The sequence below is a fragment of the Sphaerimonospora sp. CA-214678 genome (assembly GCF_050942215.1).
In the GTDB taxonomy this organism is placed as follows: domain Bacteria; phylum Actinomycetota; class Actinomycetes; order Streptosporangiales; family Streptosporangiaceae; genus Sphaerimonospora.
The window spans coordinates 669,985-686,950 of record NZ_CP192056.1 but is presented as its reverse complement, the minus strand read 5'-3'; the positions used below and the strand labels follow the sequence as shown (position 1 = coordinate 686,950).

Sequence of the window (16,966 nt, the reverse complement as noted above, 5' to 3'; positions counted from 1 at the left end):
CACTCCTGACGTGCCCCCTCGGCCGCGTCCGCCGACCGGGGAGACCGCTCAGCGGCGGTAGCCTGCCATTCGTTCGAGGCGGGCGACCCGCTCGGCCGTCGAAGGGTGGGTCGAGAACATCCGCCCGAGCCCGGCGCCCCGGAACGGATTGGCGATCATCATGTGGCCGGCCGAGGCGAGTCGCGGGTTCTCCGGCAGCGGCAGCCGACGGACGCTCAGCTCGATCTTGCGCAGCGCGGAGGCGAGCGCGAGCGGGTCGCCGGTCAGCCGGGCGCCTGACTCGTCCGCGGCGAACTCACGGGACCGGGAGATGGCCATTTGGATCAGGGCCGCTGCCACGGGACCGAGGATCATCACGAGCAGCGTGCCCAGGAAACCCGGCCCCTCGTCGTCGTCGGAGCCGAAGAAGATCCCAAGGTAGCCGAAGGAGGTGATCATTGTGGCCAGCGCGCCGGCGATCGACGAGATCAGGATGTCCCGGTTGTAGACGTGCGACAGCTCGTGTCCGATGACCCCCCTGAGCTCGCGCTCGTTCAGGATGCCGAGCATGCCGTGCGTGACGCACACCGCCGCGTTGCGTGGGTTGCGTCCGGTCGCGAACGCGTTGGGCTGCATCGTGGGCGACAGGTAGAGCCTCGGCATCGGCTGGCGGGCGTCATAGGACAGTTCCCGGACGATCCGATAGAGCACCGGCTGCTCCACCTCGGAGACGGGTCGCGCCCGCATGGCGGAAAGCGCGATCCGGTCGGAGAAGAAATAGGCGACGCCGTTGGTCGCGAGTGCGACCACCAGGGCGATTTGTATTCCTGTGCCACCTCCAAGCCAGGCCCCCACCACCAGCATCAATGCCGACAAAATCCCCAGAAGGACCGCGGTGCGCAGACGCTGCACGCCTCCTCCTTCCGACGTGATGCGTTCCGCCCTGTCAACGAGCATGGCCTGGGCGAACGTTCCCACGGTGCGCGGAGGCGCGCTCAACCCACCGCGGACAGCACCACCTGTGGGGCGAGCGAGAAGACGACGGTGACGAGCATCGCGGCCCCGGCCGCGACGACCGCGGGGATGACCGGGACGCCGGAACCGGGCTCACGGCATCCGGGAACTCCGGGAGCTCCGGTGACCGCCGGGGCGCCGGCACCGGCCGGGACGGCGGAGACGGTACGGCTCTCGCCCATGGTTTCCGGGGTGAAGAGCCGGGCCGTCCAGGCGATGTAGTAGTAGAGGCCGATCACCGTGTTGACCGCCATCACGAGGGCGAGCCAGCCGAGGCCGGCACCGACGACCTCCCGGAACACCACGATCTTCGCGAAGAGACCGGCGAGCCCGGGCGGCAGCCCGGCCAGGCAGACGAGCGAGAACGCGAGCGCCAGACCCGCCGCCGGGTTCCGGTGGACCAGCCCCCGATAGTCGTCGATCTCGTTGCGCACACGACGCCGCGAAACGATCATGACTATCGCGAAGGCGGTCAGGTTCATCGCCGCGTAGAACACCAGATAGGCGATGGACGCGGCCACCGCCCCGCCGATCACATCCCCGCCCGACGTTCCGTTCCCAGGCAGCACGGTTCCAGGCAGCACGGTTCCAGGCAGAGCGGCTCGGGGCGGCACGGTCCCGGGTGGTGCGGCTCCGGACGATCCGGCACCGGATGTCCCGGCTCTCATGGAGGCGGCCGCGGCCAGCGGCGCGAGGATGTATCCGGACTGGGCGACGGACGACCAGGCGAGCAGCCGTACGGCATGGCGCTGCCGGATGGCGAGGACGTTCCCGGCGGTCATGGTCAGGGCGGCGACGACCGCGACGATCGGGGTCCACACCCCGGCCCGGCTTGGCAGCGCGGTCGTGAGGACGAGAATGAGCCCGGCGAACCCCGCCGCCTTCGAGACGACCGACAGCAGTGCCGCCACCGGAACCGGCGACCCCTGGTACACGTCCCCTGCCCAGGTGTGGAACGGCACCGCCGCGATCTTGAAGGCGAAGCCGGCCACCACCAGCACGATCGCCACCGCGGTGACGGCCGACTCGGGCCCGGCGGCCACGGCACCGGCCCCGATGGCGGGCCCGGCTTCATATGCCCGCGCCAGGCGATCGAGATGCACCGAGCCTGTCATTCCGTACAGCAACGACACACCGAACAGCATGATCGCGGTGGAGACCACGGACACCAGGAACAGCTTCAGGGCGGCCTCCGCGGCACGACCGTCGTAGCGCCGCAGCCCGATCAGCGCGAAGACCGGCAGCGACACCAACTCGAGCGAGACCACCAGCATGATCAGATCACGGGAGGCGGGCAGCAGGACCGCGCCGGTGAGCGCGGCGAGAAGCAGGAGATGCCACTCCCCGACCGGAATCCGTCCGCCGGCCAACTCGGTCATCGACAGCAGCACGATCACCACCCCGGCGGCGAGCACCAGCCCGGCGAAGACCAGTGCGAACCGGTCGGCCGCGAACGAGCACGAGCCTGCGTCTCCCGCCGCACTCAGCGACGACGGCACACAGAACGTGCGCCGCGCCCCGTCCGGCGAATGCGTACGTGCGATCGTCTGGACCACCACGACGGCGAGGGCGGCCAGGACGCCGCCGAGCGCGACCAGCCCGAGCGCCCGCCCCGTGCCCGGCCGGTGTGGCAGGAAGGCGTCGAGAAGCAGCACCAGACCGGCCGCGATCACGAGGATCAGCGGCGCCGCGATGGCGGCGTAGTCGATCGACTGGATCACCGGAGGCGCTCCGCCGTCGAGGACGCTGCTCATGGCACCACCATCACCGGGCCGAAGACCGCCTGAACGGCGGGTGTGGTGACGGCGAGGAGCGTCTTGGGCCACAGCCCGAGCAGCACGATCAGCACGACCAGCGGCATCCAGGCCGCCCACTCGCGCGCCGTGACGTCCACCGCTCCCCCGGTTCCGCCGACCTGCCCGGTTCCTCCAAAGCTCCCGATTTCCCCGGCTCGCCCGGCGGTTCTCGCCGGGATGCCCTGCGGCACGGCACGATATGCCGCCACGCCGCGCCCCGCGGCCGCTTCCGGTTCACCCGGAACCGCCCGATGGACCCCGTGGGTGACCCGGGACAGCAGGCGGAGGAAATAGGCGGCCGTCAGCACCGCTCCGGCTCCCCCGACGGCCATGAACACCAGGAACAGCGGCCTGGGCAGCCCGGCGGCCGGCCGGAACGCCCCCAGGAGCGCGAGCATCTCACCCCAGAACCCGGCGAGGCCGGGCAGTCCGAGTGAGGCGATGCACCCGAACGTCAGCAGCGACCCCAAGTGCGGCATCCGGCCGAGCATCCCGCCGCCGAGCCGGGCCATGTCGGCCGTGCCGTACCGCTCCTTGACCGCGCCGACGAGGAAGAACAGCAGACCCGTGATCAGCCCGTGCGCGACGTTGCCGAACAGGGCCGCGTTCATGCCGACCGGGGTCAGCGTCGCGAACCCGAGCAGCACGAAGCCCATGTGGCCGACGGACGAGTACGCGATCATACGCTTGATGTCCCGCTGGGCGAGGCAGGCCAGCGAGCCGTAGACGATGCCGACCACCGCCAGCGCGCCCAGCCAGGGGGCGAGTGCCGCCGCACCCTCAGGAAGCATCGGGACGGCGACGCGGGCGAAGCCGTACGATCCCATCTTCAGCAGCACACCGGCCAGCAGCACCGAGCCGACGGTGGGGGCCTCGGTGTGCGCGTCGGGCAGCCATGCGTGCAGCGGCCACATGGGCGTCTTGACCGCGAGCCCCGCCCCGATGGCGAGGAACGCCAGGATCTGCGCCGAACGGGGCATTCCGGCACCGTGGCGTCCGGCCAGGGCCACCATGTCGAGTGTGCCCGCCTGTGCCCAGATCACGAGCAGGCCGATCAGCAGCACGACCGAGCCGAGCAGCGTGTAGAGGATGAACTTCACCGCCGCCGCCCGCCGTCCCGTGCCGCCCCAGACGGCGATCACGAAGTACATGGGGACCAGCACGACCTCGAAGAACACGAAGAACAGCAGCAGATCGAGGGCGAGGAACGTGCCGATCATGCCGACTTCGAGCACGAGCAGCGTGCAGACCAGCGCCCTCGGCCGTCCGCCCTCCGGGGGATGGCGGGTCAGGTGGACGAAGCACAGGAACGTGAGCAACGCGGTCAGCACGACGAGCGGCAGCGAGATCCCGTCCACGCCGAGATGGAACCGCAGGCCGAGACCGGGAATCCAGGACAGGTCGGTCTGGAGCCGCATCCCTGCGCCAGGGCCGCCCCCCGTGGAACCGACGTGTCCGTACGGCAGGGCGAACGCCGCCGCGACCGCCAGGGCGAGGGCGAGGACCAGCCCGGAGACGGCGGTCCCGAACGCGACGGCCCTGCCACGAGTCCGGAAAGCGGGCATGGTCAGGGCGGCGGCCCCCAGCAGGGGCACGGCCACGAGGACGATCAGCAGCCGGCCCATGCGACCTCCCCCGTCCCCCTGATCACGCCTCCCGGAAGACCCCGGCCATCGCCCGTTCCCGGAATGTCGCCGCACGCCGCGCCGGCCCGACCCGGATCGGCCCGGACCGCACGGGCTCCGGCGGGGAACGCGACGGCACGGAGATCCGACGTTCGGGTCATGCCAGCACCACCGCCGCCGTCACCGCGATCAGCAGCAGCCCGGCCACCAGACCGGTGACGTAGAGCTGCGCATTGCCGTTCTGGACCAGCCGGACCACGCCGGACAGGCCGATCGCGGCCCGGCCCGACCAGCGGACCGCACCGTCGATCACCCGCTCGTCGGTGCGCACGACCCCCCTGGCCAGCCGCAGGACCGGGCGAGCGACCATCGCCGCGTACACCGCGTCGGCGTAGAACGCCCGCTCGCACGGCGCTCGGAACGGCCCGAGCAGCCTCGCCGGATCCCTGACGGGGTCGCCGCGCCACAGCGCGTAGACGATCCCGGCGCCCAGCAGCGCCACGACGAGGTCGACCGCCGCCGATGCCCCGCCGGCTCCCGAGTCGATGACGCCCCGCCCCGCGAACCACGGCCAGGCGACGCCGAGCAGCAGGGTGGGCACGGTCAGCACTCCGATCGGCCAGAGCATCGACCTCGGCGCCTCCCGGCCGCCGAACACGTGGACGGCGGTGCCCGGAGGCGGCTCTCCCCGCGACCGGGCCGGCCCGAAGAAGGTGCGCAGCCAGGCGCGGGCGGCATAGGCGCCGGTGACACCGACGGTCAGCAGCGCCGAGCCGTACAGGAACGGCTGAATGACGCCGTCCGAGCCCTCGATGACCGAGATCACCGCGTTCTTGCCGAAGAAGCCACTGGACGGAGGAAGCCCCGCCAGCGCGGCGAACCCGATCGTCATCGTCCAGAACGTGACGGGAAGCGCCGCGCGCAGGCCGCCCATGCGGCTCATCAGGTTCGACCCCGCGTGATGGATCACCACGCCGGCGCACAGGAACAGCAGCGCCTTGAACGCGCCGTGCGACAGCAGATGGAAGATCGCCGCCTGGTCGCCGCCGACCTCGCCCAAGCCGCGGACGCCCGCGGGGCCGATGCCGCCGGGGACGACGTCGCCCTTCGCAAGGCCCGGGCCGTACGGAACGTCAGGGCCGTTCGGGCCGCCCGAGCCGGTCAGACCGATGGTGCCGCGCACACCGGCCGCGAGCGCCCCGGCCATGTAGGCGAGCTGGCTGATCGTGGAGTGGGCGAGCACCCGTTTGAGGTCGTCCTGTGCCAGCGCGGCGAGGGCCGCCCCGAGCATGCCGATCGCGGCGATCACGGCCAGTGCGTCGAGCGTGGGCCGTGCCCCCAGGAACAGCGGATAGAGCCGGGCCACGACGAAGACGCCCGCCGCGACCATGGTGGCGGCGTGGATCAGCGCGCTGATCGGAGCCGGGCCGGCCATCGCGTCCGGCAGCCAGGTCTGCAGCGGCACCTGGGCGCTCTTGCCCGCGACCCCCATGAGCAGCAGCAGCGTCGCGACGATCAGTGTGCCGGTGGGGATGTCGGCCCGCAGCACGTCATCGATCCGGAAGCTTCCCGCCGCCATGCCCAGCGTGAAGATCCCGAACAGGAATCCGACATCGCCGAGCCTGGTGACCAGGAACGCCTTGACGGCGGCCCGCGAGTTGGCCCGGTCCTCCCACCAGTGCCCGATGAGCAGGTAGGAGCAGATGCCCATGATCTCCCAGCCGACGTAGAGGACGATCAGGTCGCCCGCGTAGACCACGAGCAGCATGGCACTGGTGAAAAGGCCGATGAACGCGCTGTACGACGGGTAGCGGGGTTCACCCCGCATGTACCCCACCGAGTAGACCTGCACGGCCGACGCCACCATGACCACAAGGATGCCGGTCAGCACTGACAATCCGTCACCGCGCAGTGACACGGAGATCGGGAGCGATCCCGTCTCGATGAGCGTCAGCGCGCCCTCCACCCGGCCCGGCAGGAAGGAATCCCAGAACCCGCCTCCTCCCGGCCAGGAGGCCACGCCTCCGGGCAGGTCGAGGGCCAGCCGGAGCGCGAGCCACGAAGTGAGCACGGCCGAGGCCGCCGACGCCGTGATCGCGAACCACGCCGCCCTGCGGCCCGCTGCCGCGTCGGGAGGTTCCGTACGGCTCCCGCCGCCGCGCCGTCCGGTCCCGGCCCTGGTGCCCAGCAGGCCGGCGACGGCCGCGGCGAACGGCAGCAGGATGATCAGGGCCACGATCGTGATCACATCGCCGCCTCCCCGCCGCCGCTCACCGCCGTGCCCCTGCTCCCGCCTCCGTCCCCGTCCCCGCCCCTGTCCCCGTCGTCGCTCTCGTCGTCGCTCTCGTCGTCGGGACCGGCGGCGTTCTCCGACAGGGCGCGCAGGCGGTCCACGTCGATCGTCCGTCTGGTGCGGAACACGGCCAGCACGATCGCCAGCCCCAGGCCCACCTCGGCGGCGGCGATCACGATGACGAACAGCGTGAGCACCTGCCCTGAGTGCAGCCGGTCACGCAGCCATACGTCGAACGCGACCAGGTTGAGGTTGACCGCGTTGAGCATGAGCTCGACCGACATCAGCACGAGGATGGCGTTGCGCCGGGCCAGCACACCGTACACACCGATCGAGAACAGCAGCGCGGACACGACGACCGGATAGACGATGTGCACCCCGGCTCACCACCCCCGGCCGCTCGGCGGACCCGTGGACACCGCCCCTCGGCGCGGGCCGATGGCGACCGCCCGGCGGGGCGGCCTCATTCGCGCCCCCCGATATCGGTGCGGGACAGGGCGATCGCGCCGATCAAGGCGGCGAGCAGCAGCACGGACAGGACCTCGAACGGCAGCACCCAGGTGCGGAACACGCTGGAACCGAGCGTCCCCGCCGTCCCCTGACCCGGTTCGAGAGGGGTGTAGGCCGGGTGGAATCCGGACACCACGACGCTCACGAGCACCCCGGCGGTCGCGGCGCCCACCACCGCGGCGGCCAAGCGGTTGCCGGAGTCGAGGTCCGCCGACCGTCCGATGGGCGCACGGGTCAGCATGATGCCGAACAGCAGCAGCACCACGATCGCGCCCACATAGATCAATACCTGCACCCAGGCGACGAACTCGGCGGTGAGCACGAGATAGCAGCCGGCCAGCGCGCCGAAGCAGACCACCAGCCACAGCGCGGCATGGACGAGTCGCCGCGTCGTGACGACCAGCAGGGCGGAACCGAGCGCGACCACCCCGAGCAGCAGGAACACGATTTCCGGCCCCGACGGCGGCCAGAGTCCCGGCTGCGCCTGGGATGTCACGACTCCTCCTCTGACCCGTCCTTCTCCGGCGTCGGCGGTCCCTGCGGGTCCGGTGAGTCCAGCGAGTCAGGTGAGCCCGGCGGTCCCTGTGAGCCGGGCGAGCCCGGCGACTCCCGTGCGTCCTGCGGCTCAGGCCGGGCGGGCCGGGACGGCTTCGGCAGCGCTCCCGGCGGCCGGATCGAGCGGATGTCCCGCATCGCCCTCGGCGGCTCCCGACGCGGCGGCGCACTCGGAGCCGTGGCGCTCTCCGCCGACGCCGCGGTCGTCTCCGGCTCCTTCTCCGCCTCGGCCGTACGGCCGGGCGATGCAGTACGGCCGGGCCGGGACGGCGGGCGGGCTGCGGGGCGGGCGGCCGCGGCGATCTCCTTGGCCGGCTCGGCGCCCACCTCGTGCGGCGGCGGGGGAGGAACGGTCTGGGCCCATTCGCCCAGCCGATCCTTCTCATGGATCAGATCGCGGATGTCGTACTCCGCGTACTCGAACTCCGGCGACCAGAACAGCGCGTCGAAGGGGCAGACCTCGACGCAGATTCCGCAGTACATGCACAGCGAGAAGTCGATCGCGAACCGGTCGAGCACGTTGCGCGCCCGTGGACGCCCGCCCTCCGGCGCCGGGAGGGTCTCCTTGTGGGAGTCGATGTAGATGCACCAGTCGGGACACTCGCGGGCACAGAGCATGCACACGGTGCAGTTCTCCTCGACCAGGGCGATCACGCCCCGGCTGCGGGGAGGAAGTTCGGGATGCTCCTCCGGATACTGCTGCGTCACCGATTCGCGCAGCATGTGCCGGAAGGTCACGGCCAGGCCCTTGGCCAGCCCTTCTCCTGGTATGCGCGCCACATGCAACATCATGGCGCACTATCCGCCCCAGGTGAATGCGCGACCGTTCACGGGGGTGTCAGTTAACTTCGCTGATTCACCCATTGCCGGTCGATGGTCCCCTTCCGATCAGGGCGGGGGGACCTTTCCGATCAGGGCGGGGGACCTGCCCCAGGCTAGGCGGCCGCTCCCTCCTCAGACGTCCGGGGCCTGACGAGCCACAGGCCCGTGCCGTACATCGCGAGGCCGAGCAGGACGAAGGCGGCGGCCACCGGATAGCGCAGTCCGGGCGGCATGTAGGTGGCCAGGAACCAGGTGTGGCGCGACATGTCGTTGGCCACGAAGACGGCGGCGATGATGCCCTGCGGGACCAGCGGGATGGCGCCGAACCCGAAACACCACCAGGCGATCGACTTCTGCGTCTTCGACAGCCGGTCGAGGCGGAACTTCATCGTCGTCTCCGGCTTGCGGCCGGTCCGCTTCGCATCGAGCAACTCCGGGCCGTGCGAACGCAGCCGCCGCTCAGCCAGCAGGCCGAAGCCCCAGTAACAGAGCGCTCCGGTCACGACGCCCACAGCCACGCCGGCCCAGCCGTACCGCACCGCCACGAGCGCGGCGGGCGCGCCGGTGGCGATCACCAGCACGATCATCAGATAGGCAAGGCCGGTCAGGCCGCCGTCGTCCTCGCTGGTGCGCAGCGGGTTGCCCGCGCGGCGGTGCGGGTCGGTGCCGGGCACCAGCGCGTACACCGAGATCAGCGGCACCAGTCCGGCCGCGCCGCCCAGCAGGGCGGACAGCAGCGCCAGCATCAGCGGCCACGGGCCCCCGGTGATCGCGGTGAACGCGACGGTCAGCACGATCGCCACCGGCGCCTGCGCCGACAGCCACGCAAGCTGCCTGCCGCGCACGTCGCTCACACCCGGCGTCATCAGCGTCAGCCACAGCGCGGTGCCGTCGGTCCCGTACACGTTGGAGGCCATGGCAGCGGCCATCACGACGAAGATCGGGCCGGCGTAGGGCAGCATGCCGTCCCAGCCGAGGATCAGCGGGCTGGCCGCGAAGCAGACGTTCGCACTGTCGTAACCGACCGCCAGCAGGTCCGGATCGACGAAGGCCAGGTAGATCGTCCCCGCGGCGAACAGCGCACCCAGTGCGGCGCCGGTGCCCGCCGTCCGCGCCCGCCGGCCGTGGAAGGCGTGGCGCAGCACCGCCACCTTCATCCGGGCCATGGTCAGCGCGACAGCCACGCCAGCTCCTTGCTCCCGGTCTCCTGGTCAAAGATCCGCAAGGTTCCGGAGAACGTGGCCGTCAGCCACTCCGGGGACAGGCCGAAGGGCGAACGCTCCGACGCGACCACGATCCGGGACGGTGGTCGTCCACACTGTCCACAGCCCCTCCGCGCGGTCGTCCACAGGATGCTCATAATGTTGCCGGAAGGATTGAGCAAAGTGTGCGGCAAATACGTAGGGTCGGCACATGAGCGGCTTTGGAGGACAAGGACCGTACGAGTCCTATAAGCGGCAGGGACCGTACCCATCCGGGCAGCAGGGCTCATCACCGAATCCCTACCAGGCCTACCCGGTGCCCCCACCGCCTCGAGCGACGCCGCCGGTGCCACCGCCGGTGCCACCGGTGCCACCGGTGCAGCCGGTGCAGCCGGTGCAGCCCCCACGGCCACCATTCGTCCCTCCCCCGCCGCCGCAGCCCCAGCCGCACGGCGGCCCCGGCGTGGGGAGCGTCTTCTGGGCCCTGACGCCGCTGCTCACCTGCGGTTTCGGCACGCCCTTCACGATGCTGTTCGCAGCGGTGAAGCGACGGAGCGCCTGGCTCGGGCTCGCCTCCGCCGCCTACGCCCTGGCCGTCTTCCTGTGGATCGTCATCTTCGACGACCACTACCCCGGCGATCTGCCGCCGGGCCCCGGCATCCTCATGTTCGGCGGCATGTTCGGCAGCTGGCTCGGCGGCACCGTGCACTCCTTCATCATCAGGCAGCGGGTCTTCGAGACGCCCGGGATGACCGCGAACGACCGGGCGATCGCCCTCGCCCAGCACCGGCGCGCGCTGCGGGAGCAGGCGAGAGAACTCGCGGAACGCGATCCCTCGATGGCACGCGAACTGCGGATCGGACGGCCTGACCTGCCCCGGCAGTACGACGACGGCGGTCTGGTCGACGTCAACCACGCCCCGGCTCGTGTGATCGCCGCGCTGCCCGGGATGACCCCCGCCCTGGCCGAGCAGGTGGTGAAGGCCCGGGAGACGGTCGGCGCATTCGTATCGGCCGAAGATCTCTCCGCCGCGGCGTCTCTGCCGCCCAATCTGACCTCGGAACTGGCCGAATACACCATTTATCTACCCTAGTAATCCGGTAATCCTGATTGCCGGACCGCATATCCCTGGCTCATCCTTCGGCGCTTGCCTACGCTTGACAAAGCGTCAGCCGTCTCGCTGGAGGAATCCGTGCCGTCACCCGAGATAGCCGAATGCCAAGCGGACATGACCGCAACCGCCGCCGCCGTACGCGAGGTCCTCGACGCGCTCGGCGCCATACCCGGAATGTTCGGCGACGCCACCTGGAGGGGACCGGCCGCCGATCACTGGGCCGCCGACTGGAACGCTCGAAAATCCCAGCTCATCGCGCTGCTTCATGCCGTGTTGAGCGAACAACCGCGCCTGGTCGCCCGAGTGGAGGAGGGGACGCGCAGAAGGGCCGTCTTATAGGTACGTCGCACCGAAAAGGGGACGTAATGGGGGAATTCGTCGGGGTCAATCCGGTCAACCTCGCGGAATTGGCCAAACGCCTGCAACGGCTGCATGAGGTGCTGGCCAGAAATGGGCCGATAATTCAGCAGAAGATGCGGCAGTGGGACAGCGAGGTGAGCTTCGCCCAGTTGCCGCGCCTGACCGGCTCGGCGCTGAACGACACCCGCGACATGAACGCCCGCACTGCCAAGGCGTACGGCCTGGCGAGGGAGAACGGTTGGAATCCCGCCATGCTTCCGGGCCTGCCGTTCCCAGTCCGCAGACCGCTCCCGGCGGACGGGCCCGGCCTCATCGGCCCGCGTTCGCCGTACGTCCAGCTCGACTGGGACACCACAGGTCAGAGCGGATATCAGGCCGAGCAGGACGTCCAGGCGCTGAAGGACGCCCTCGCCGGCAAGGATCCTGAGGCGGTCCGGGTCGGCCTGGCGGGGGTACGGGAGCACCTCACGCAACATCTCGACGACAGGCCGTACCTCGCCGCGTTCTGGGCGCAGGCCGGGCCGCTGGCGCTCCAGGCCGCCCGGGCGCTCTGCAACCGAACGGGAGCCGCCCTGTTCAGCACGGAGAGCGCGAGCATCCTGCGGGCACTCGGCTCGTCGCTGGCGGCTGCCAGCCAGATGCGCGTCGGCACGGGCAAGGACGGCCGTCCGCTGCTGGCCCCGGAAACCAGGGCCGCGATCACCAAGAGCTCCGACCCCTGGTCGGTCGGCATGCTCTTCAAGTACGGCCCCGACGGCAGATCCTGGGACTCGCACTTCCTCGCCGAAGTCACCCGATCCATGCTCGACGCCCGCGCCGCCGGCAAAATCCAGGTCCCGACCCCGTCGGATCACGGCGGCATTCTCGACCAGGATCGCGTCCTTTACCAGAAACGCCTCGCCGACTTCGACCCGGTCCTCGCGGTAATGGATCGGGCGACGCAGAACGGCCAGGCCGCCCGGCATGTCCTCGGCGACCCGGATAGCGGCCTGAAGTACGCGAAGATGCTCGTCAGCGACGACTGGCACACGCCCGGTGTCAAGGTCGGCCCGTACGGCAAGGCGAGCGGCGCCGACCCGTCGCTCACGGTGGACCGGATCGATCTGACCTCCCATGCCGCCGAATTCCTCAACGCGGCGGTGTCCGCTCCCCGAGGCGCCTCCGACGACGCCAAGGAATCGGCCTGGTCCGTCGTCCACATCGTCCAGGCCACCTCGGAGTTCGCCAAGCTCCACCCGGACAAAGTCCTCCCGCACGAGATCCGCCAATCTCTCATCTACACCGCCGATCGCTACTTCCCCGACTTCGCCGCGTCCGCTGATCACAGCGTCAGTAACGGCGTAAAGCTTCGGAGCGGCGAGCCCACCGGCCCATATCTTGCTTGGGTCGCTCGCCCCGACTTGAAGAGCTTCCTCAGGCAGGCACTCCACGAGCCCAAGGACTTCGGCAGATTCCAAGGGACCATGGATGCTCGCATCAGCGCCAGCGTCACGTCGACAATCAAGGACAAGAAGCAGAACTATCTTGTGGAGATGGCGTCCCTGTACGGCCTGCTTTCCTCTGTTCACGCAGACCTCAAGTTCGAGGACGGCGCAGAGAAAGATATCAAGGCACAGCGCATACAGACCGCCCTCTCACTGATCTTCGAAGGCTTCGGTGCTTTCAACTTCTCCAATTCAGACCGGCTCGACACGAGCGCCCAGGTGTTCCTGGCGGCCGCACAACCGGTGCTCAGCGAAAAGTTGAGAACCGATAATGCAGCAAACGCCGTGAGGGCGAGCCGAGAAGAGTTCAGAGAGCAACTCCTCGATGTTAAAGTTTCAGTCACCCAAGGCCTAATCAATGCGGGCGCTGTCAGGGTTCCCACAGAAGCATCCTGGTTCAGGAACGGCACCATAGCTCCCGACACGAACTTCAACGACTGGTACAGCCTCCACGAGAACCAGGAGCTCCATGGCCAGACCCTCGTACAGTGGGTACAGGCAGCAGAGCACGCCATGAACATACAGGGGCCTCGATGACCAGATTCTTTGTGCGAGGAGCCCGATCTGCTGCGGTCATAATAACGACAGCAGCGACCCTGACCGGCTGCGTAAGCAAGACTTCTGCCCCGCCCCAGCCAGGTATTTCCCAGGACCGCACGTCCATCATTCATAAGGTGATTGAATGCCTGGCAAACAATGATGAGATCGATCGACAGGAACTCTCCGACGCCACCTGGTTCAAAGATGGCAGAGTTTCTCCCAATGTGGACTTCAACGACTGGTACAGCACGCACGAGCAAGCAGTATTCGCAGGAAAGACCTTGGTGAACTGGACTAACGAGGCCGAAAGGATGGGAGTCGGATGGAAATGTCCATTTTGATGCAGGAGTTCGGCATCGCCCGGATGACAGCCCACAAGGTCATGAAGGCACTGCGCGCAGAGGGCATCATCTACACAGTTCGCGGGCTCGGCAGCTTCGTCAGCCCTCGGGAGGGCGATGGGGCTGCTGGGGATGATCCGGATCCGGCGGGGTCCATGGCAGGGACTGAATAGGCGCATCGGAAGCTGCCGTCGTTCTCGCAGTCGGCAAGCGTCCGCAACGGCCTCATCTGGCGGAATCGGCTCGCACCTCTGGGCCAGTTGGTAGGTCAAGAGGCACCGCGCGGCCAGGGTGCGGTCAGGTGACGAGGACCCTGATGACGCCGGTGAGGGCGAGCTGGAGGAGGGCCAGGGGGACGAGGCCGATCCAGGCGAGCCGCTGCAACTGGTCCTCGCGGAGGCGGGGATAGCTGACCCTGACCCAGATCACCACGAACGCCAGGGCGAAGACCTTGATGAGCGTCCAGACCGGTCCAGGAAGCAGCGGACCATGCCAGCCACCGAGGAAGAGGACGGTGGTCAGCGCCGACAGCACCACGATCCCGGCGTACTCCGCGAGCATGAACAGGGCGAACCGCAGACCGGTGTACTCGGTCATCGGGCCCATGATGAGCTCCGACTCGGCGATCGGCATGTCGAACGGAGGCCGGCGCAGCTCCGCCAGCCCGGCGACGAAGAAGACCACCGCGCCGATCGCCTGCCAGGGCAGCCACCACCACCGCCACTGCTCGACGATCCCCTGCAGCGACAGCGTGCCCGCCGCCATCGCCACGCTGGAGGCCGCGAGCACGAGCGGCAGCTCGTACGACATGAGCTGGGCCGCGGCCCGGATGCCGCCCAGCGCGCTGTACTTGTTGGCCGACGCCCACCCCGCCATGATCACGCCGAGCACGCCGACGCCCATCACGGCCAGCACGAAGAACAGCCCGGCGTCGAGGTCCACCCCGGCCAGCCCGGGACCGACCGGGATCACGACCATCACCACGAGGTACGGCACGAGCGCCACGGCCGGCGCGATGGCGAACACCCGCCGGTCGGCCGCGGCCGGGATCACGTCCTCCTTCTGGACGAACTTGACCCCGTCGGCGATGAGCTGCGCCCATCCGTGGAAGCCTCCGGCGTACATCGGCCCGAGCCGAGACTGCATGTGGGCCATGGCCTTGTGCTCCATCTGCCCGACGATCAGCGGTAGCAGCAGGAATGCCGCCACGATGACGGCCAGCCGTACCGCGATGTCGAGCAGACCGGCCATCTCCCGCCTACCCGTCCCTGTGCGGGGGCTCCGGTACGGCTCGCGCGGCGCCTTCGCCCCAGTCGGCGGGAACGCCCGGGGGCAGCATCCTGCGGCGGCCGGGTGAGCCGTGGCCGGATTCGCCCGGCTCCTTGGCTCCCGGCCAGGCCTTGGCGACCCGGGCCGCGAGCACGAAGTCCTTGCGCAGCGGATGGCCTTCGAATCCGTCGGGCAGCAGCAGCGGCCGCAGGTCGGGGTGGCCGTCGAAGACGACGCCGAACATCTCGAACGTCTCCCGCTCGTGCCAGTCGGCCCCGCGGAAGACGGCGGTCACGGTCGGCAGGCGGGGATCCGCACGCGGCACCCGGGTCCTGACCAGCAGGTGCGCCATCGCGACCGGATCGAAGACGTGGGCGACGACCTGGAAGTCGTCCGGCGGGTCGTCCACACCGGTCAGCCAGTCGAAGAACTCGAAGCCCCTGGACCTGGCGAACGACAGCGTCTCGACCCAGGCGTCCGGTGGCACGTCCACCACCGGTTCGCCGAACGAGTCGGAGATCTGGACGCGCCGGCCCGAGTCGTACCGCTCCCTGAGCGCGTCGGCGAAGGCCGCGACCGCGGCCGGAACGGCGCTCACGATCGCCCACCCGGCGACGGCGGGTAGCGGTCGCTCAGCGTCTCGCCGGCGATCTTCTCCTGGAGTTTCATGATGCCCTGGAGCAGCGCCTCGGGCCTGGGCGGACAGCCGGGGACGTACACGTCGACCGGGATGATCTGGTCGACGCCCTTGGTCACGCAGTAGGAGTCCCAGTACGGTCCGCCGGTGTTCGAGCAGGCCCCGAACGAGATGACGTACTTGGGATCGGGCATCTGCTCGTAGAGCCGCTTGACGGCCGGGGCCATCTTGTCGGTCACCGTCCCCGAAACGATCATAAGGTCGGCCTGTCTGGGGCCGTTCGCGAACGGAATGACCCCGAACCGGATGAAGTCGTGTCTGCTCATCGACGTCGCGATGAACTCGATGGCGCAGCAGGCCAGCCCGAAGTTGAAGACCCACAGCGAATAGCGCCGTCCCCAGTTCAGCACGAACTTCATCGGTTTGGGCGCCAGCCGGGCCCCGGGCCCGACGGTCGGCATCGGGAGGTCGCTCACCGCCATGACGTCATTCTCCTCTTCAGTGAGCCTCCGGGCGAACGGCCGGGGGCCGGTACGGACCGTCACGTCCAGGTGAGCACCCCCTTCCGCCAGGCGTACAGGATGCCCAGTGCGATGAGCCCCAGGAAGACGAACATCTCCACGAGGGTGGTCAGGCCGTAGCCGGGCGTGGCGAAGACCACGGCCCAGGGGAAGAGGAAGACCGCGTCCACCGCGAAGACCACGTAGAGATACGTGAACACGTAGTAGCGGATCTGCGACTGCGCCCATCCCTCGCCGACGGGATCGATCCCGCACTCGTAGGTGAGCAGCTTCTCCGGTGTCGGCCGGTTCGGCCGGAGCGCGCGGTTGACCAGCAGGCCGCCGGCGAAGATCGCCACGCCGATGAGGAGCAGGACCGCGACCACGACATATGACCCGAAATATCCGTTCATGTCGCCTCCCGGCCCGTACGACGTACGACCCCCGGACCTCATGCCGAGCATACGCCGACGCCCGATACCGCCCGGCGATCCGATCACGTACCGGAGCTGCGCCGACACCCAGCGCAGGCGTCGATCTCAAAGGGTGGGCAATGACGGACGGAGGCCCACCTCCCGCATATAGTTGAGGACCGTGACCCGGAAGATGCTCTTCGCTCGCCTGCACGTCGACCTGTGTCGGCTCGCGGCGGGACTGTGTTGCCCGGATGGTCCGTGAGCGTGATTTGTCCTGCCGACCTCGGTCCAGCTACCGGCCAGGGCCAGTAGACGCGGGGCACCGGTCCCCGCCTCCCCCTAACGGCAAGCCCCCGATAGTACGCACGTCAATGTTCGCACGACGGAAAACAAGGCGTGGCCCCGATGGATCTAGGAATCATCCCGCGGATCTCCGCCGACCACAGGTAGGCAGGATGATCTACGGGAGACGACCTAGCATGGATATAGAACGCGTCTCGGGCAGGGTG

The 16,966-nt window shown here is 69.3% G+C and carries 18 protein-coding genes and 1 pseudogene; 6 read left to right on the top strand and 13 right to left on the bottom strand.

Annotation, left to right across the window (positions count from 1 at the left end; translation table 11 throughout):
• Nucleotides 1–48 precede the first annotated feature (48 nt).
• The 9 genes and pseudogenes from htpX to ACQP1K_RS03155 form a co-directional block, all read right to left on the bottom strand.
• Nucleotides 49–936 (bottom strand): zinc metalloprotease HtpX, encoded by an 888-nt coding sequence (htpX, locus tag ACQP1K_RS03195; protein WP_433501469.1) that lies wholly within the window; start codon nucleotides 934–936, stop codon nucleotides 49–51.
• Between the two features lie 38 nt (nucleotides 937–974).
• Nucleotides 975–2,747: an NADH-quinone oxidoreductase subunit N gene (locus ACQP1K_RS03190; protein ID WP_433499373.1), complete on the bottom strand. Its 1,773-nt coding sequence runs from the start codon at nucleotides 2,745–2,747 to the stop codon at nucleotides 975–977.
• Complete coding sequence (locus ACQP1K_RS03185; protein WP_433499372.1) at nucleotides 2,744–4,414, bottom strand: complex I subunit 4 family protein; 1,671 nt, start codon at nucleotides 4,412–4,414, stop codon at nucleotides 2,744–2,746. The genes ACQP1K_RS03190 and ACQP1K_RS03185 overlap by 4 nt, the downstream gene beginning before the upstream one ends.
• A 157-nt stretch (nucleotides 4,415–4,571) precedes the next feature.
• Nucleotides 4,572–6,662: an NADH-quinone oxidoreductase subunit 5 family protein gene (locus ACQP1K_RS03180; RefSeq protein WP_433499371.1), complete on the bottom strand. Its 2,091-nt coding sequence runs from the start codon at nucleotides 6,660–6,662 to the stop codon at nucleotides 4,572–4,574.
• 140 nt (nucleotides 6,663–6,802) lie between these two features.
• Nucleotides 6,803–7,084, bottom strand: a pseudogene (gene nuoK / locus ACQP1K_RS03175) (NADH-quinone oxidoreductase subunit NuoK); the annotation flags it as partial.
• A gap of 86 nt (nucleotides 7,085–7,170) precedes the next feature.
• Nucleotides 7,171–7,713, bottom strand: a complete 543-nt coding sequence (locus ACQP1K_RS03170) for an NADH-quinone oxidoreductase subunit J family protein (protein ID WP_433499370.1) — start codon at nucleotides 7,711–7,713, stop codon at nucleotides 7,171–7,173.
• A complete protein-coding gene (locus ACQP1K_RS03165) occupies nucleotides 7,710–8,552 on the bottom strand; it encodes a 4Fe-4S binding protein (RefSeq protein WP_433499369.1) in 843 nt (280 codons plus the stop codon). The genes ACQP1K_RS03170 and ACQP1K_RS03165 overlap by 4 nt, the downstream gene beginning before the upstream one ends.
• 155 nt (nucleotides 8,553–8,707) lie before the next feature.
• The gene (locus ACQP1K_RS03160; RefSeq protein WP_433499368.1) at nucleotides 8,708–9,778 is read right to left on the bottom strand and encodes a hypothetical protein; all 1,071 of its coding nucleotides are present in this window, start codon (nucleotides 9,776–9,778) and stop codon (nucleotides 8,708–8,710) included.
• On the bottom strand, nucleotides 9,763–9,888 hold the full coding sequence (locus ACQP1K_RS03155) for a hypothetical protein (RefSeq protein ID WP_433499367.1): 126 nt from the start codon (nucleotides 9,886–9,888) through the stop codon (nucleotides 9,763–9,765). The genes ACQP1K_RS03160 and ACQP1K_RS03155 overlap by 16 nt, the downstream gene beginning before the upstream one ends.
• A 371-nt stretch (nucleotides 9,889–10,259) precedes the next feature.
• Here ACQP1K_RS03155 and ACQP1K_RS03150 point away from each other — a divergent pair, with 371 nt between their 5' ends.
• From ACQP1K_RS03150 to ACQP1K_RS03130, 5 genes are all read left to right on the top strand, one after another.
• Nucleotides 10,260–10,889 (top strand): ComEA family DNA-binding protein, encoded by a 630-nt coding sequence (locus tag ACQP1K_RS03150; protein ID WP_433499366.1) that lies wholly within the window; start codon nucleotides 10,260–10,262, stop codon nucleotides 10,887–10,889.
• A 135-nt stretch (nucleotides 10,890–11,024) separates the two neighbouring features.
• Entirely contained in the window at nucleotides 11,025–11,249 is a 225-nt protein-coding gene (locus ACQP1K_RS03145) for a hypothetical protein (protein ID WP_433499365.1), read from the top strand.
• Between the two features lie 26 nt (nucleotides 11,250–11,275).
• On the top strand, nucleotides 11,276–13,291 hold the full coding sequence (locus ACQP1K_RS03140) for a hypothetical protein (protein WP_433499364.1): 2,016 nt from the start codon (nucleotides 11,276–11,278) through the stop codon (nucleotides 13,289–13,291).
• A gap of 137 nt (nucleotides 13,292–13,428) precedes the next feature.
• The gene (locus ACQP1K_RS03135) at nucleotides 13,429–13,635 is read left to right on the top strand and encodes a hypothetical protein (protein ID WP_433499363.1); all 207 of its coding nucleotides are present in this window, start codon (nucleotides 13,429–13,431) and stop codon (nucleotides 13,633–13,635) included.
• Nucleotides 13,617–13,808, top strand: coding sequence for a hypothetical protein (locus ACQP1K_RS03130; RefSeq protein ID WP_433499362.1), 192 nt, complete (start codon nucleotides 13,617–13,619; stop codon nucleotides 13,806–13,808). The genes ACQP1K_RS03135 and ACQP1K_RS03130 overlap by 19 nt, the downstream gene beginning before the upstream one ends.
• Nucleotides 13,809–13,932: 124 nt before the next feature.
• Here the strand turns inward: ACQP1K_RS03130 and nuoH are convergent, their stop codons facing one another.
• From nuoH to ACQP1K_RS03110, 4 genes are read right to left on the bottom strand one after another with little or no spacing between them, the layout of a single operon-like run.
• The gene (gene nuoH / locus ACQP1K_RS03125) at nucleotides 13,933–14,886 is read right to left on the bottom strand and encodes an NADH-quinone oxidoreductase subunit NuoH (RefSeq protein ID WP_433499361.1); all 954 of its coding nucleotides are present in this window, start codon (nucleotides 14,884–14,886) and stop codon (nucleotides 13,933–13,935) included.
• Nucleotides 14,887–14,893: 7 nt separating this feature from the next.
• Nucleotides 14,894–15,502: an NADH-quinone oxidoreductase subunit C gene (locus ACQP1K_RS03120; protein ID WP_433499360.1), complete on the bottom strand. Its 609-nt coding sequence runs from the start codon at nucleotides 15,500–15,502 to the stop codon at nucleotides 14,894–14,896.
• Nucleotides 15,499–16,023 carry an NADH-quinone oxidoreductase subunit B gene (locus ACQP1K_RS03115; protein WP_433499359.1) on the bottom strand — a complete coding sequence of 175 codons (525 nt, stop codon included), beginning with the start codon at nucleotides 16,021–16,023 and terminating at the stop codon, nucleotides 15,499–15,501. Before ACQP1K_RS03115 ends, ACQP1K_RS03120 begins: the two co-directional genes overlap by 4 nt.
• Before the next feature lie 59 nt (nucleotides 16,024–16,082).
• Entirely contained in the window at nucleotides 16,083–16,454 is a 372-nt protein-coding gene (locus tag ACQP1K_RS03110) for an NADH-quinone oxidoreductase subunit A (protein WP_433499358.1), read from the bottom strand.
• Nucleotides 16,455–16,647: 193 nt separating this feature from the next.
• Here ACQP1K_RS03110 and ACQP1K_RS03105 point away from each other — a divergent pair, with 193 nt between their 5' ends.
• Nucleotides 16,648–16,719, top strand: coding sequence for a putative leader peptide (locus tag ACQP1K_RS03105; protein WP_431998376.1), 72 nt, complete (start codon nucleotides 16,648–16,650; stop codon nucleotides 16,717–16,719).
• Nucleotides 16,720–16,966: the final 247 nt, after the last annotated feature.